Genomic DNA, 17,037 nt, shown 5'->3' on the forward strand with positions numbered 1-17,037 from the left:
CAATCTTAAATAATCTTGGTTAATAATAATTGATGAAAGTAGTAATATTAGCAGGTGGAATGGGAACAAGGATCTCCGAAGAGTCTCATTTAAAACCCAAACCCATGATAGAGATCGGCGGCAAGCCTATCATCTGGCATATCATGAAAATTTATGAGCATTACGGGTATAATGATTTTATAGTTTGCTGTGGTTATAAAGGCCATGTAATAAAAGAATATTTTATCAACTATTTTTTATACAATTCTGATATTACCGTAGAAGTAGGCAATAATAATATTGATGTACATTATTCCAATACCGAATCTTTCAAGGTTACCCTGGTTGATACCGGTTTGGAAACAAATACTGCCGGCCGCATCAAGCGTATTGAAAAATATGTAAAAGGGGAGACTTTTATGCTCACTTATGGCGATGGTGTTTGTAACATAAATATTAATGAGCTGGTTACTTTTCATAAGAAGAACGGTAAGCTGGCTACGCTTACAAGTATTCAGTTGCCCGGAAGGTTTGGTAATATACAAACTGATGCATCGGGTAATGTGGAAAAATTCCAGGAAAAGCCAGAAGGGGATGGCGTGTGGATCAACGGTGGCTTTTTTGTACTTGAACCCGGAATATTTAAATACCTGCAGGATGACATGGACAAAGTGCAGTGGGAAACTGATCCTTTAGTGAAAATAGCCAATGATAAACAACTGGCATCTTATAAACATAAAGGCTTCTGGAAATGTATGGACGCACTTAGAGATAAAGTGGAATTGGAACACTTATGGGAATCAAATCAGGCAGCATGGAAAATATGGTAGCGGATACATTAAGCGGATTTTATAAAGGCAAGAATGTTTTTCTTACGGGGCATACTGGTTTTAAAGGAGCCTGGATGCTGGCCATATTAAAAACATGGGGAGCAAAAGTAACGGGTTATGCCCTTGCGCCTGATCAAAATGAACATGCGTTATACAACGTTATCGGTGGTGAGACTACCTGTAATTCTATTATTGCTGATATAAGGGATGGTAATAAATTAAAGGAAGCTTTGATTGCTGCCCAACCAGATATTATTTTTCATCTTGCAGCGCAGCCTTTGGTAAGGTACTCTTACGAAAACCCCATTGAAACCTTTGAGGTAAATGCCATTGGAACTGCTAATCTTTTAGAAGCGGTTAAACTGCTTCCCAAAAAGTGCAGTGTGGTTATCATTACTACTGATAAAGTATACGAAAACAAGGAATGGGAATATCCATACAGGGAAACAGACAGGCTGGGGGGCTATGACCCTTATAGTGCCAGTAAAGCTGCAGCTGAAATAGTAGTGGATAGCTTCCGGAATTCTTTTTTTAATACCGGTGATTATCATTTGCATCAAAAAGCGATAGCTACTGCAAGGGCCGGCAATGTGATTGGCGGAGGAGACTGGAGTGCAGACAGGATAATTCCTGATATAATAAAAGCATTGGAAAATAAAAAATCCATTAACGTACGCAATCCCAATGCCGTTCGCCCATGGCAACATGTATTGGAACCACTTTTCGGCTACTTATTATTGGCTTTTAAATTGAGTGAAACCCCAAAAGATTATTGCGGTGCCTGGAATTTCGGACCGTATAGCCAGGATACTTTTACGGTTATGGAGTTGGTAAAAAAAGCTATAGAGATATGGGGTGAAGGCGAGTTTGCAATTGCCGATACTAAAGGCCAGCCGCATGAAGCAGGCCTTTTAAAACTCGACATTAACAAGGCCATCAATAAACTGGGCTGGCTGCCACGGCTTTCGGCCAATAGCAGCATCATCAATACCATTGAATGGTATAGGGCGCAAGACAAACAGGCGCTAACTTATCAGCAAATCAAAAACTATTTTAGTACTACTGCTTATGGAAGTTAAGACGGGCAACAGGCTGGAGTATCTGGATAGTGCAAGGGGCCTTGCTGCTATTTTTGTGGTATGGGGTCATTTTATATTCCAGTATGGCATGCAGGATAGCTTTCCCATTGTAGCATTCAGCCCGCTGCGTTTTTTTTATAATGCCATCCCTTCTGTTTCCTTTTTTTTTGTGTTAAGCGGAATGGTGTTATCGTATAAATATTTTTCTAAAAACCTGCAGGTAAACTATACCGAATATGTTATTGCCAGGTTGTTTAGAATATATCCTGCCTTTTTAGTAGTGTTATTGCTGAGCTTTTTTTTACAGTATTTTTTTTACCATCCTGTTATTACTGATCCTGCAATGGCACAAGGCCGTGATTTTTGGATAGAACATGTACCTCCGGCCAGTCTGATAAAAGAAAGCATATTGTTTTCAGATATTAAGGGAAGCAGCACATTAGTATCTCAAAGATGGTCGTTGATAGTTGAAATACAAATTTCCCTGTTGATCCCGTTCATGATATTAATAACTCAAAAAAGCAAATACTGGCTTATGGCCTTTGTTGCTTGTGTTATGATAATATTCCATGAATCTTTTCCGGCGGTTTATTTTCTTCACTTTGGATTGGGCATTTTAATTGCGTTAAAAAATAAAGACATTGCTGCAAAGTGGATAACATTAGGCAGGGTACAAAAAATCCTGGTTTTCATAGCGGGTATCATGCTGTATAACTATCGTTATATGGTACCACACTTTATGGAAACTTATGTTACGGGCCAATCATTTAAAGGGATAATAAATCATGAGTTGATCATTAAGATATCCGAAGGATTGGGAGCGGCACTTTTATTAATTACATTGATCGGTTCTTTGTTTTTTCAAAAAATATTGCAACATAAGTACCTCACTTTTATTGGCAAAATATCTTACAGCATTTACCTGTGTCATTTTATTGTATTGCTGGCAGTAACACCACTTTGTATCACAATGCTCAACAATATGGGCATGAGCAATAACTTAATGGTATTATTTATTGCTTTGATAATTACAACAGCCTTTGTAATAGGGCTATCAGCTTTATTATATTACCTGGTGGAAAAACCTTTTATTCAATATGGTAAAAGAACAGCTGCGATAATTGTAAAACGAAAAACAAACCGTAATGAAATTTAATAAAACTTCTTTGGAGGGTGCTTATACCATTATACCAGAACCTTTTATTGATAACAGAGGTTTTTTTCTCCGCTCTTTTTGTACAGAGGAATTTGCACAACAAGGTTTAGTAAATACTTTTTTACAGATCAATCATTCAGGTACCAGGGGTAAGGGCAGTATCAGGGGAATGCATTTTCAATTTCCACCTTTTGCCGAAGTTAAAGTAGTAAAATGTACAAAAGGTGCCATTTTTGACGTGATAATTGATTTGCGCAAAAATTCGCCTACCTTTTTACAATGGGAAAGTTTTGAATTAAATGAGGAGAACAAGCATACGGTATACATACCACAAGGTTTTGCACATGGCTTTCAAACTTTAACGGATGAAGCTGAAATTATTTACCTGGTAAGCCAGGTGTATAATAAGGCAAGTGAGGGGGGAATCAGGTATGATGATGCTGCTGTTGGCATTAAATGGAAACTTCCTGTAGCAACCATTTCTGAAAAAGATGTGTCTATTCCTTACATTGATTCAACTTTTAAAGGAATAGACTTATGAGAGCAGCCATATCTGGTGCAAATGGTTATATCGGAAGTTATCTTGCCAGCTACCTGTTAAAACAAGGTTGCGAAGTAATTGCTATATCCAGGAAGTTTAGTACAATAATAGAACAACAACTGGAAGGTGCAACATTTATCAGGGCAGATGTATTGACTGATGAATTTGAAAACATGGCCATTAGTTGCGACACTTTTATTCACGCCGCATCATCAAATGATATTCTTTCTAAAGATTTAAAAAAAGGGGTTGATCTTTCATTATACGGCACAAAAAATGCACTTAATCTTTGTATTAAAAACGGCATAAAAAACTTCGTCTTTTTTTCTACCATACAGGTTTTGGGTACCGAATTAAAAGGCAGCTACAACGATGCGTCTAAAGCTGTAATAGAAAGTAATTATGCTTTTAATCATTTCATTGCCGAAGAATACCTGAAGTTTTTTGTGGCCAAAAATGAAATAAACGGCCTTATAATAAGGCCGGCAAATATTTATGGTGCTATGCTGGATACTTCCATAAACAGGTGGACATTGGTGCCCAATTGTTTTTGTAAAGAAGCTGTTGAGAAGGGAACAATCACTTTGTTGTCATCAGGCAGACAGAACAGGAGCTTTCTATCTTTGGAAAATATTTGCAAGGGTACATATAACGCTATTATTAAATTTAGGGGCGAAAAGCTAAAAACGCTTAATTTCGCCAACACAAAAAACTACTCAATAGTACAACTGGCAAAATGGAGTAAAGAGGTATTAGAACAGGAGTTAAAAATTTCAGTTGATCTTTTAATCAAATCCGACCAGCCGGCAGAAGGTAATGAGTTTACTATTGATATTTCTTCATTGCACAATAACAATATCTATTTTGAAGAAACAGAAGCCAATTTTAAAAAAGAAGTAATAAAAATTATTCATTCACTAAAAACAAAAACAAATGAATCCGATTGAACAGTTTAATCAGGAAAGAAAGGCTGATATTAAAAGTATGGGGCAGGACGAAGAGTTAAAAAAGAAGTCGCTGGATTGGATGCTGCATGCCGATAAATATAAATACACTTATAATTTTGAATGGATGGGAAGGCCTATTATCAAATACCCTAATGATATTGTAATCATGCAGGAATTGATATGGAAATTAAAACCAGATGTAATTATTGAAACAGGTATCGCTCATGGTGGCAGTATTATTTTCTCAGCTTCAATGCTGGAATTAATTGGAAATGGAGAAGTGGTGGCCGTAGACATCGATATCCGTAAACATAACAGGGATGAGATAGAAAAACATCCAATGATGAAACGCATTACCATGTATGAAGGAAGTAGCACGGATGCAACTATTTTTGAAAAGATCAAGTCTCATTGCGAGGGTAAAAAAACAGTAATGGTATGTCTTGATTCTTTACATACACATGCCCACGTATTAGACGAGCTTAATCTATATGCTCCATTGGTAACAGTAGGTTCTTACATTGTATGCCCCGATACATTTATTGAATTTTTCCCTAAGGGATATTATGACAACCGCCCATGGGATGTGGGAGATAACCCCCATACAGCAGCTATGGCATTCTTAAAAGCAAACCCCAACTTTGAAGTTGATACCCAGCTTAATGACAAATTAATGATCACTGAAGGTATTGACGGATATTTAAAAAGGATAAAATAAAAATTATGGAAGATATACTAAAGAGTACTTTAAATGAACTTATTAGTTCATCTGAAGTAAATGCTCTATTAAATCTATTAGTTCAGTTGGAAAAAAAAAGTGATTTTAATAGTAAAATAAGAGAAAACGTTACCGGAAAAATAGTTGATGCAATATTCAAAAATACGATACCAATTAAGAAAACTCTGGAAAATGGGTTAGTGTTTGAATTTATTCATCAAAATAGAATTACAAGGGATTTTTTACTTTCTTCAAAAACAAAGCCCAATCATGTTTGGGAGCCGCAAACAACAAGGTTGTTATTACATTTTAGTAAAAAAGTAAATACGGTAATTGTTGGCGGAGCTTACATAGGAGATCATGCTGTAATGATTGCTAATGAAATTAAAGAATCTGGAATTTGCCACACATTTGAACCAGATAAAAACTCTGTTCACTATCTTCAAAATAATGCAAAGCTCAATAACTTAAACAATATCAAGATAAATCCAAAGGCATTATGGGATGAGTCGGGGAAATTTATTGTTTTAGAAGGGGATGATGTTTTAGGTAGTTCGATAGAAGTTACGAACGCAACGCCAGGAAGCATAGTTACTGTATCTGTTGATGACTATGCAAAAGAAAATCAATTATCAGAAATTGGTTTAATAATGCTTGATTTGGAAGGAGGAGAATACAATGCACTGAAAGGAAGCATTAATATATTGAAAACAATGAGTCCTATTGTGGTTTTTGAAACTCATAGTTTGTATAATGATTGGTCTAAGGGTATTCAAAATTCAGAAATAATGCAATTCATGCAATCTCAAGGCTATAAACTTTTTGCAATCAGAGATTTCCATTCGAATGTAGATACTAAAAGTATACCGGTGGAATTAATACCGGTTGAGAGTATAAATACAGATGGCCCTCCGCATGGTTTTAATATGCTTGCAGTAAAGAATACAAATGTCCTGGACACAGACTTTTTTTCAATTGTAGAAAACCTAAGTCCTAAATTATTTATTGATCGTAAAGAACTCATGAATTATCCTTCTGAATGGCTGAGCCAATAAAGAATAATATTTTTCTGTTTTCATCTAAACAATAAATTTGAAAAGATATTTTATGAACATTATTTCAAAAACGGCGCAGATTTCAGCTCTGTGCGATTTGGAAATCTCTTCGGTTGGCTCAATAATACAAATTGGCGAAAACAGTATTGTTGATTCTTTTGTGAAAATGAAATTTTCCGGAGGAATAGGCGATATTATAATAGGGGATGATTGTAAAATAAATTCTGGTACAGTACTCTATAGTGGTCATGGTATAAGAATAGGCAATTCGGTTTTAATTGCAGCAAATTGTACTTTTTCTGCAACTAATCACGAGTTTATTTCAAAACACAAAACAATAACTGAACAACGGTTTAAACCGTCACGGGGAGGTATTATAATAGAAGACGATGTTTGGATCGGGGCGAATTGTATCGTTCTTGATGGAGCTATTATAAGAAAAGGCTCTGTTATAGGAGCTGGATCAATTGTAAGAGGCGAAATTGCTTCGTATACAATTAATGTTGGAAACCCTTTGGTTAAAATTGGAGAACGCTTGTAAAGAGTTCTGATTTAATAAATAAACCCATAGTATATTATAAATACCTAGTTGAAAAAGATAGCTTCCAATATTATTGCTAATTTTTTCGGCAAAGTATATATTGCATTACTGGCAATAGTTATGGTGCCCATTTATATCAGGTACCTGGGTATTGAGTCGTATGGATTGGTAGGATTTTATACCACCTTACTTGGCTCATTTGCTATACTGGATTTTGGATTAAGTACCACCCTTAACAGAGAAATTGCAAAAGCCAGGGCCACTTCTGCCGATCCGTCGCAGTTACGTAACCTGGTGTTTACTTTAGAAACGGTGTATTGGGTGATGGGGGTTGTTATCTGCCTTGTCATTCTGCTACTGTCTGGCACTATTGCTAACCACTGGCTTAAAGCAGAGCATATAAGTGCTGTTACCATTCAAAGAAGTATTTTTTTAATGGGCCTGGTCATTGCATTTCAATGGCCTGTTGGCTTATATCATGGCGGCCTTATGGGAATGGAAAAGCAAGTACTGTTCAATGTCATTTCAATAATCATGATGACGCTTAGAGCAGTTGGGGTATTACTGATACTCATCTTTGTTTCATCAACTATTGAAGCTTTTTTTATTTGGCAGGTAGCTATCAATTTATTGTATGCGCTATGGATGAGATATGTTGTATGGAAACATTTAACTGTAGAAAAACCAAAAAGAAAATTTTCAGTAGCATCTCTAAAGTTGATATGGAAGTTTGCGGCAGGGTTGACTTCTACAGGCATTGTTGCATTTTTTTTAACCCAGGCAGATAAAATTTTATTGAGCAAAATTTTACCCCTGCAGGAATTTGCTTATTACACGCTTGCCTTTACAATAAGCAGTAGCCTTACAAATTTTACTACGCCAATAAGTTCAGCCGTTTTTCCTAAATTTTCGGGTTTAGCCGCAAGCCATCAATTTGATGCATTAAAAAATATATATCACCAGGCCAGCAGGCTTACAGCTTCTGTTATTATTCCCGTAGCGTTAACGTTAGTGCTTTTTGCACCGGAAATATTAATGGTGTGGTTAAAAAATGCGGATACTGTGGCTCATACCAGCAACCTGGTTAGGTTGCTGGTAATTGGTACTATGTTCAATTCTTTTATGATGACGCCATATTTATTAACCCTTGCTTTTGGATGGACACGTTTTTCATTTTATCAGAATTTAATTGCAGCTATTATATTGGTTCCATTGTTATTTTGGTGGACTCATCTTTATGGTGCCCTTGGGGCTACATTTGTTTGGTTATCAATTAATGTTTTTTCTACGTTAATAAGTGTGCCTTTAATACATAAAAGAATTCTACCCGGGCAAACTAAAAAATGGTACCTCCAGGATAATTTAATTCCGCTATTTTTTTCAGGTTTAATAAGTGTAGGGATGTATATGTTATATCGCAACTGCTTTGGCGATTTTAAATTTAACTATGTTTCATTGGTGATTTTATTTGTGTTTAGCTGTGCAGTATCATTTTTGCAATTTCCAAACCTGAAAAACTATGTCAGAAATCTTTTTGCAAACAAAAACGTTATTCGTGAATAAAGATCCATTAGTAAGTGTAATCATTACGTCTTATAACAGAGGTAATTTTATTGATAAGGCCATTCAGTCATCATTGAACCAGGATTATGCTAATATAGAAATAATAGTTAGCGATAATTGCAGTACCGATAATACACCATCGGTATTAGAAAAGTATAAAGAAGATAAAAGGGTAAAGTACTATGTTAACGATACCAACATTGGCATGATACCTAATTTTAAGCTTGCTACAGAACGAACCAGTGGTAAATACATAACTTATCTTAGTAGCGACGATTATTTTTGTAATGATAAATTTATTTCACTGGCGGTTGATTTAATCAATAAGCATTTAAATATTGTACTGGTTGCGGCTAAAAATGCCACTTTATTTGAAGATTTAAATGAAGTGGTTGAAGATGCTACGGCTGACATTTTTCAACATGAGTTTATGAAAGGCTCTGATCTTTTTCAGCAATTTCCAAAATGCTTTGCACCGGGCTGGGGCGCAGTACTGATGGACAGAGAAAAATTAATGGCCACCAGGGTATTTGAATCAAAAGCTCAATCGCTGGATTACGAAGCCAATTTAAAGATAATGTTGCAGGGTAATGTGGCATTTATAAAACAGCCTAGTTATGTATGGAGAAAACATTCTTCGCAGGCATCGGGAACAATGAATTTTGAAACCATTATTAACAATTTTGATTTTATTGAGAATGTGTACAGCTTTGCGAAACAAATAAATGCACCTGTAGATATTGAAAACTGGAGGTTACAGGTTTACTATGCTTATTTAAATGGTGTAAGCAGAAGAATGATAAATCAAAAAGGTAGTATAGTTAAAGTAATGAATTGTGCTAAAGCAAAAAGCAATATTCATATTAAACTATTAAAAGAACCCAAGTATTTTATCCTTTTTACAATTTATAAAAATTATGAGACACTTGGTCCATTGCTAAAAGTTATTTATCCTTCTTTATATCGTTCAATAGAAAAAGATAAATAAAACTTTAAAAGGGCTTTTTTTAAAATAAGGGCGCAAAAAAATGAATGCAAAAAATATTCTTTTTATTATTCCTGCAATGCAGCAAGGTGGTGCAGAGCGGGTGTTATCCCTGATGGCAAATTATTGGGCAGAAAAAGCATGTACTGTTTCTATAATGGTGTTTAATGAAAAAAGATCTTTTTATCAGCTTCATCCCGGTGTAAATTTCTATTTGCTTAACTCCGCAGCAAACTCATTTGGCGTATTCAATTTTATAATAAACAATTTTAAAAGAGCAAAGAATTATTTTAAATACATCAAGCAAATCAATCCCGATATTATTATCAGTTTTACAGATAATGCTAATGTATATGCTGTTTTATACAACAGGTTTAAAAAAAAACCATTAATTATAGCACAAAGAACTAATCCTTACTATAATACTTTACCCCGTTTTATACGCTTTCTTCCCCGCCAGATTTATAAACGGGCGCATGCAATGGTAGTGCAAACATTGCAAACAATAGATATTTACCAAAATCTTAAAATACCTTTGCCCAAAATTGTAAAAGTCATTTACAACCCGTTAAATGAAGCTATTTACAAGCCCCGGCCTGAAGTTAAGCGAACGAATATTATCCTGGCGGTTGGCAGGTTGTACAATAGAGATAAGCATTTTGATAAGCTTATAGATATTTTTCATGCCACTGGTGACCATCAATGGCAACTACATATTGCCGGCGAAGGCCCCGATAGAAAAATACTGGAAGATAAAATAAAATTGCTGCAACTATCAGACAAAATATTACTACTGGGAAGTATAAGTGATCTAGCACCATTGTATCAAACGGCAAGAATATTTGTTATGACATCGGAATTTGAAGGCTTTCCTAACGCTTTATGTGAAGCCATGGCCAATGGCTGTGCCTGCATTAGCTATGATTGCGCCACGGGCCCTGCAGAGGTAATAAAAAATAACAGCAATGGCATTTTAATAGCACCGGGTAAGCAAGCGGAATTTACCCGGCAATTGAATGATTTAATGAATGATGACAACCGGATTGAGCAATTTTCTAAAGCTGCCAGTAATTTGCGTGAGGTATTGAACGAAAAAAAAATTATGCAACAATGGGAAGAGCTTATTGATAAGATAATACCACTAAAAAATTAATCATGTGCGGAATAGCAGGGTATATTGATTTTAAAAATAACAGCAGCAAGGAGGTGCTTATCAGCATGACTGATACACTTACTTACAGGGGACCGGATGATTCAGGTTACCAGGTGTGGGGTGCTGGCAACGCAACTATAGGCTTTGGCCACAGGCGCTTATCTATTATAGACCTTTCGCCATTGGGGCATCAGCCAATGAGCATTAATGATGAGCTGCATATTATTTTTAATGGCGAGATTTATAACTACCAGGAAATACGTGATGAATTATTGCAGAAAGGGTATCAATTTAAATCGCATTCCGATACAGAGGTAATATTAAACGCTTACCGGCAATGGGGTATGAAAATGTTAACCAGATTCATTGGCATGTTTTCTATGGCCATATACGATGCAGCAAATAAAAAAGTTGTTTTGGTAAGAGACCGGGCTGGAGTAAAACCCTTGTATTGCTATTGGCAAAATGACCTTTTCCTTTTTGCATCAGAATTAAAAGCATTTCATCCGCATCCTCAGTTTATAAAGGAAATTAACAGCGAATGTTTACAGTCTTATTTGAAATATGGATATGTACCGGCTCCGGATTGTATATTTTTAAATACGTTTAAATTATTACCCGGCCATTATCTGGAGTTTGATATTGTAAATAAAAAATTTGAAAACATTACCTATTGGGCTGTTGCTGACTTTTATCAAAAACCCGAAAATAAAATATCTGAAGAAGAAGCAATTGAAGAAACTGACAGGCTGCTGTTAAAAGCCTGCCAGTACCGGATGGTGGCAGATGTGCCCGTGGGGGTATTTTTAAGCGGCGGCTATGATAGTTCAGTAGTAGCGGCTATCTTACAAAAAAACAGTACTCAAAAAATAAAAACCTTTACTATCGGTTTTGAAGACCAGCAATACAACGAAGCGGTACATGCAAAAAATGTAGCTGCACATATTGGTACAGATCATTATGAACATTATTGTACTTCCAGGGAAGCAAAAGACATTATACCAACCCTGCCGTTTTTTTATGACGAACCATTTGGCGATTCATCTGCAATACCTACTATACTGGTAAGCAAATTTGCCCGGCAGCAGGTGACCGTAGCATTGTCTGCAGATGCCGGAGATGAAATTTTTGCCGGCTATAATAAATATAAAGGGGTTTTGGATATTTTAAATAAAATAGAACGGGTACCCAGGAGTTTAAGAAGTTCAGCCGCATTTGCGCTTAAAAATTTACCAGCATCGGCGTTAAAAAAAATGACCGGACTTAATGATACAAGTAAGGAAAATATTACTAAAGTGGCCCGTTATTTTAAAGATAACGTGGATGGTGTTCAGATAATGGATGAGTCTAACTATAGCAGCCCTGTTGAACGGATAAATAAATTTTTGACCCACGAATACAAAGTTCAACCAGATTATTTTGGTATAACCAGATGGCGCAGTAACACGGATATACTTAAAGGTATGCTGGCTGTTGATTATGTTTCTTATATGGCAAATGATATTTTAACCAAAGTAGACAGGGCCACCATGAGTGTATCTTTAGAAGGCAGGGAACCATTACTTGATCAGACCATTGTGGAATGGGCTGCATCTCTCCCTTCCCGGCTTAAGATTAATAATGGAACATCAAAATATTTATTGAAAAAAGTGGCCCATAAATATATCCCTTCTCAAATAATGGAAAGGCCTAAAATGGGATTTGGTGTGCCTGTTATTGATTGGTTCAGGAACGATCTGAAACCTCTTTTTGATCATTATTTCTCAAAAGAAGCGCTTAGCTGGCATGGTTACTTTAGCGAAAAAGAAATGCAACAGGCTGTAAAGGAATATTATGCCGGCGCTAATGAAAAATTTGTTTTGCTTTGGTATATATTAATGTTTCAGATGTGGTATGAAAAATGGATGAAATAATTTGTGGTATTTTATATTTCAAAAATTGAATAGTATATAATGGAGTTTAAGGATTTAAAAAAACTATTAAAAAATAATTTTTCAGAGTTGCCTGTAATTAAGGTGGCTGTACTGGCCGATTCTGCCTCGCAATTATTTTGCCAGGCGCTTAAAGGCTATGGGTATACACAGGGCATACACCTGGATATATGGGAAGCAGATTACGACCAGGTGTACCAAACAGTGTTGGATGCTGACTCAGCCTTGTACATTACGGCGCCGGAGTATGTTATTATTTACCAGTCATCAAAAAAATTACTGCCTTCATTTTATAAAAATAACCTGCAGCAAAAAAAAGAGTTTGCAGATAAGCAAATTGATTTTTTAAAAACTATTACCACAACAATTGATACAAGAATAAACACCAATATTATTATAGTAAACTATGTTGAAATAAATGATGCTGTGTTTGGAAATTTTGCGAATAAAACAGACAGCTCTTTTACTTACCAGCTTCGCAAATTAAATGTTGGTTTGATGGATTTAGCTATAAGTAAACCTAATATCAATATTTGTGATTTAGCAGCCATTCAAAATTTATTTGGCAGTAATACTGTAGTTAGCGAAAGGTTATACGTAAATACAGATAACGTATTAGATATTGAGCTGCTGCCCGTACTGGCAAAAAATATTACTGCTATTATTTTAGCTTATTCGGGAAGATTTAAAAAGTGTTTGATATTAGATTTAGATAATACTACCTGGGGTGGTATTATTGGCGATGATGGGATGGAGGGCATACAGATTGGAGACCTGGGCATTGGTAAAGCATTTACTAATTTTCAAAAATGGGTATTGCAGTTAAAAGAAAGAGGTATCATACTGGCTGTATGTAGTAAAAATACAGAGCACATTGCCAAAGAACCTTTTGAAAAACATCCGGATATGGTTTTAAAACTGGAAGACATCGCAGTATTTATTGCCAACTGGAATAATAAGGCAGATAATATCCGGCACATTCAATCTATCTTAAATATCGGTTTTGATTCTATGGTTTTTTTAGATGATAACCCGGCCGAAAGAGCAATTGTAAGGCGGGAGATACCAGAAGTTACCGTGCCGGAATTGCCTGAAGATCCGGCAGATTACCTGTCTTTTTTATATCAGGAAAACCTGTTTGAAACCACTTCGTTTACGGAGGCCGACAGTAAACGTAACGAACAATACAGGGAAGAAGCAGGCAGGGCGGTGCTGCAACAGGCATTTACCAACGAAGCGGAATTTTTAGAAAGCCTTGAGATGACGGCAGAAGTAAAACCCATTGATAAATTTACATTGCCAAGAGCAGCCCAGTTAACCCAAAGAAGTAACCAGTTTAATTTAAGAACCATCCGGTATACAGAAGAGCAGCTGAAAGAGCTTTGTAATGATAAAAATATATTTACTTTTACCGTTTCGCTAAAGGATAAATTTGGCGATTACGGCCTGATAAGTTTACTCATCTTAAAAAGAACGGGCGATGATAGCCTGTTTATTGATACCTGGATAATGAGCTGCAGGGTATTAAAAAGAAATGTGGAAGAATTGGCTTTAAATCAGTTGATTGTACTGGCGCAAAAAGAAGGGTGTAAAACAGTAACAGGGGAGTTTATACCTACTGCAAAAAATGGCCTTGTAAAAAACCATTTTGAAAATTTAGGTTTTAAAGAGTCAGGGAATAACCTCTGGAAAATGGATGTTGATCTTTATACACCTAAAAGCAATTTTATACAAATTAAATAAAACAAAATAATGAATACAGTAAACGAAATTTTAGAACAGGTAAATGAAATTTTCAGAGATGTGTTAGATAATAATGATATTGTTGTGTACGAAGCAACTACGGCAGAAGATATTGCAGAATGGGATTCTCTTTCGCATATACAACTGGTGGTGGCAGTGGAGAAGCATTTCAAGATCAGGTTCACTTCCTCTGAGATCAATGGGTTTAACAACGTTGGTGAAATGTGCGAAGGGATTTTAAAAAAGCAGGCCGCAAAATAATTACACATGAAGGAAGGAGATAAATTTGAAATAAAGTATACCGTTACACCTGAAATTTACCAGGCGTACATAAAATTCTTTGACGACAGAAACCCTCTTCATACCAATGAAGCATTTGCAAAAGAAAAGGGATTTTCGGCTGTGGTGATGCATGGGGGTATACTCACCGGGTTCCTGTCTAATTTTATTGGTGAGCAATTGCCTTTAAAAAATGTGATCATTCAATCTTATAAAATAGCATTTGCAAAACCCGTTTATTTAAACACTGTATTACAATTTAAAGCAATGGTAACCGGGGTGTTCGAATCAGTAAACTGTGTTGTTTTCAAATACTCTTTTGAAAACGAAAGTACAGTAGTAAGCAAGGGTGAAATTTCAATTGGTATTATATAAATAGTAAATAATGAATTTTCTTATCACTGGTGGTGCATCGGGTTTGGGTTATGCTATAACAAAAGCTGTGGCATTGCATTACCCCGAATCAAAAGTGTATTTTACTTTTTTTTCATCGGGTGCAGGAAAGGAGCAATTGGAGAAAGAGTATAAGAATACTACAGGAATACAATGTAATTTTTTGCAGGAAGCAGATATTAATAACCTTATTGAATTAATTAAAACCAGCCAGGTTGATGTATTGGTAAATAATGCCGTTACAGGGCTTAAAAAACAATATGTACATAAACTAACCGAAAGCGAAATTACAGATTCATTCAAGGCAGATATTGTACCGGTATTAAAAATAACAGGGGCTTTTATCAGTGCAGCAAGGCAAAGAAAATCGGGCAAGATCATTACTGTTTTATCTGCTGCCATTGTTAATATACCGCCAACAGGGTGGGGTGTATACGTGGCTAATAAAAACTATTTACTGTCTATGCATAAATCATGGGCAGCAGAAAATAAAAATTTTAATATCAGTTCCAATTGTATCTCTCCCGATTTTATGTTGACGCCATTGAACGGAGATGTAGATGAAAGGGTGGTGGAAACGATGATTGCCAGGCATCCGCTTAAGCAACTGCTTACGGTGGATGAGGTAGCACAAACAGTTGTTTTTTTATGCGGTGCATCAGCACAATTAAATGGCCAGAACATTATTTTAAATGCGGCACAGTTTTAAAGGTTAAATCAAGGTTCTAAAATGTTATTTAATTCATTAGAGTTTTTATTATTTTTTGTTATTGTAACCGGTATCTTTTTTATTTTACCGCATAAATTCAGGTGGTTTCATTTATTAATAGCTAGTTGCTATTTTTATATGGCATTTGTGCCGGTATATATTTTTATACTGGCAGGTACTATAGTGGTGGATTATTTTGCGGGCATCTTTATTGAAAATGCGCCGCCATCAAAGAAAAGATTATTCTTATTGCTCAGCCTGGTTGCCAATATTGGCGTGCTGGCCGTTTTTAAATATTATAATTTTTTTATTGAGAATATAAATCTTGCCACCACTTCTTTTCAGCTACCCTATCTTAAAATGTTATTGCCTATCGGCTTGTCATTTCATACTTTCCAGGCTATGAGTTATACCATAGAGGTATACAGGGGAAATCAAAAAGCAGAACGGCATTTTGGTATTTACGCACTGTACGTGATGTTTTATCCGCAGTTGGTAGCAGGTCCTATAGAAAGGCCGCAGAATATACTACACCAGTTTTACGAAAAGCAGGTGTTCAATCAAAATGACTTTTTTGTTGGCTTTAAGATGATGTTATGGGGCATGTTTAAAAAAGTAGTTATTGCAGACAGGTTAGCTATTTACGTAAACCAGTTGTACGATAACCCACATGGATTTAACGGGTCGATGCATTTTATAGGCGCTGTTTTTTTTGCAGTGCAGATATATTGTGATTTTTCCGGCTATTCCAGTATAGCCATCGGTGCTGCACGTACCATGGGCTTTAAGTTAATGACGAATTTTAAAACACCTTACCAATCAGTAACGGTATCCGAATTCTGGACCAGGTGGCATATCTCCTTATCATCCTGGTTTAAAGATTATTTATTTTACCCGATTGCAGTAGCTAAACGCAACTGGGGCATATGGGCTGTTGTATTTGCCACTTTAATTACATTTCTTGTCAGCGGCCTCTGGCACGGCGCAGGCTGGAATTTTATTTTCTGGGGATTTTTAACCGGGTTATTTATAATACTGGAGACTTTGTTAAAGATAAAATCAGTTAAGATCAGGAAATCGCCACTTAAAAAAATAGCAGGAATAATCTATGTGTTTTTAGTATTTGCCTTCACGGAAATATTTTTCAGGGCAAGAAGTATAAAAGAAGGTTTTTTTGTAGTGAAGCGGATCTTTTCGGGAGCATGGACGATGCCGGAAAGTACCGCCATCTTTTCAAATTTTAGTTTGGTATTGTCTGCAGCGTTAATCATTTTTTTATTTTATGCCGAAGCGGTGTTTGCAGATAAAATTATTGAAAGCAAACTGGAAGAAAGAAAAAATGCCAACCTTGTTTTCGGCATTTCAATATTGAGTATGATCATATTGCTGGGTGTTTTTCAAAAACTATCGTTTATATATTTTCAATTTTAAGAAT

The 17,037-nt window shown here is 35.8% G+C and carries 17 protein-coding genes; all 17 read left to right on the plus strand.

Translation table 11 applies throughout. The features are described from left to right. The first annotated feature begins 32 nt into the window (after positions 1-32). Genes rfbF through ACQ334_RS00405 form a run of 17 tightly spaced genes read left to right on the plus strand, consistent with a single transcriptional unit; the run spans position 33 to position 17,033 of the window. Positions 33-809 (plus strand): glucose-1-phosphate cytidylyltransferase, encoded by a 777-nt coding sequence (gene rfbF, locus ACQ334_RS00325; RefSeq protein WP_430986152.1) that lies wholly within the window; start codon positions 33-35, stop codon positions 807-809. Beyond that, the gene (gene rfbG / locus ACQ334_RS00330) at positions 794-1,888 is read left to right on the plus strand and encodes a CDP-glucose 4,6-dehydratase (RefSeq protein WP_430986153.1); all 1,095 of its coding nucleotides are present in this window, start codon (positions 794-796) and stop codon (positions 1,886-1,888) included. Before rfbF ends, rfbG begins: the two co-directional genes overlap by 16 nt. Continuing rightward, complete coding sequence (locus ACQ334_RS00335; RefSeq protein ID WP_430986154.1) at positions 1,878-3,044, plus strand: acyltransferase family protein; 1,167 nt, start codon at positions 1,878-1,880, stop codon at positions 3,042-3,044. The genes rfbG and ACQ334_RS00335 overlap by 11 nt, the downstream gene beginning before the upstream one ends. Continuing rightward, positions 3,034-3,585 (plus strand): dTDP-4-dehydrorhamnose 3,5-epimerase, encoded by a 552-nt coding sequence (gene rfbC / locus ACQ334_RS00340; RefSeq protein WP_430986155.1) that lies wholly within the window; start codon positions 3,034-3,036, stop codon positions 3,583-3,585. The genes ACQ334_RS00335 and rfbC overlap by 11 nt, the downstream gene beginning before the upstream one ends. Next, the gene (locus ACQ334_RS00345) at positions 3,582-4,532 is read left to right on the plus strand and encodes an NAD-dependent epimerase/dehydratase family protein (RefSeq protein ID WP_430986156.1); all 951 of its coding nucleotides are present in this window, start codon (positions 3,582-3,584) and stop codon (positions 4,530-4,532) included. Before rfbC ends, ACQ334_RS00345 begins: the two co-directional genes overlap by 4 nt. Continuing rightward, on the plus strand, positions 4,519-5,250 hold the full coding sequence (locus tag ACQ334_RS00350; protein ID WP_430986157.1) for a cephalosporin hydroxylase family protein: 732 nt from the start codon (positions 4,519-4,521) through the stop codon (positions 5,248-5,250). The genes ACQ334_RS00345 and ACQ334_RS00350 overlap by 14 nt, the downstream gene beginning before the upstream one ends. Positions 5,251-5,255: 5 nt before the next feature. Then, positions 5,256-6,305, plus strand: coding sequence for an FkbM family methyltransferase (locus ACQ334_RS00355; protein ID WP_430986158.1), 1,050 nt, complete (start codon positions 5,256-5,258; stop codon positions 6,303-6,305). Positions 6,306-6,342: 37 nt separating this feature from the next. Further along, positions 6,343-6,846, plus strand: coding sequence for an acyltransferase (locus tag ACQ334_RS00360; protein ID WP_430986159.1), 504 nt, complete (start codon positions 6,343-6,345; stop codon positions 6,844-6,846). 48 nt (positions 6,847-6,894) lie between these two features. Further along, positions 6,895-8,409: an oligosaccharide flippase family protein gene (locus tag ACQ334_RS00365; protein ID WP_430986160.1), complete on the plus strand. Its 1,515-nt coding sequence runs from the start codon at positions 6,895-6,897 to the stop codon at positions 8,407-8,409. Further along, positions 8,366-9,397: a glycosyltransferase family 2 protein gene (locus ACQ334_RS00370; RefSeq protein ID WP_430986161.1), complete on the plus strand. Its 1,032-nt coding sequence runs from the start codon at positions 8,366-8,368 to the stop codon at positions 9,395-9,397. The genes ACQ334_RS00365 and ACQ334_RS00370 overlap by 44 nt, the downstream gene beginning before the upstream one ends. 40 nt (positions 9,398-9,437) lie before the next feature. Then, complete coding sequence (locus ACQ334_RS00375; RefSeq protein WP_430986162.1) at positions 9,438-10,547, plus strand: glycosyltransferase family 4 protein; 1,110 nt, start codon at positions 9,438-9,440, stop codon at positions 10,545-10,547. A 2-nt stretch (positions 10,548-10,549) separates the two neighbouring features. Next, entirely contained in the window at positions 10,550-12,460 is a 1,911-nt protein-coding gene (gene asnB / locus ACQ334_RS00380; protein ID WP_430986163.1) for an asparagine synthase (glutamine-hydrolyzing), read from the plus strand. A gap of 39 nt (positions 12,461-12,499) precedes the next feature. Further along, complete coding sequence (locus ACQ334_RS00385) at positions 12,500-14,221, plus strand: HAD-IIIC family phosphatase (protein WP_430986164.1); 1,722 nt, start codon at positions 12,500-12,502, stop codon at positions 14,219-14,221. Positions 14,222-14,230: 9 nt separating this feature from the next. Beyond that, complete coding sequence (locus tag ACQ334_RS00390; protein WP_430986165.1) at positions 14,231-14,482, plus strand: acyl carrier protein; 252 nt, start codon at positions 14,231-14,233, stop codon at positions 14,480-14,482. 6 nt (positions 14,483-14,488) lie between these two features. Then, positions 14,489-14,875 carry a MaoC/PaaZ C-terminal domain-containing protein gene (locus ACQ334_RS00395; RefSeq protein ID WP_430986166.1) on the plus strand — a complete coding sequence of 129 codons (387 nt, stop codon included), beginning with the start codon at positions 14,489-14,491 and terminating at the stop codon, positions 14,873-14,875. 10 nt (positions 14,876-14,885) lie between these two features. Beyond that, entirely contained in the window at positions 14,886-15,602 is a 717-nt protein-coding gene (locus ACQ334_RS00400; RefSeq protein ID WP_430986167.1) for an SDR family NAD(P)-dependent oxidoreductase, read from the plus strand. A gap of 21 nt (positions 15,603-15,623) precedes the next feature. After that, positions 15,624-17,033 carry an MBOAT family O-acyltransferase gene (locus ACQ334_RS00405; RefSeq protein ID WP_430986168.1) on the plus strand — a complete coding sequence of 470 codons (1,410 nt, stop codon included), beginning with the start codon at positions 15,624-15,626 and terminating at the stop codon, positions 17,031-17,033. Positions 17,034-17,037: the final 4 nt, after the last annotated feature.

Origin of the sequence: Ferruginibacter sp. SUN106, assembly GCF_050611765.1 — a bacterium.
Taxonomy (GTDB): domain Bacteria; phylum Bacteroidota; class Bacteroidia; order Chitinophagales; family Chitinophagaceae; genus Ferruginibacter.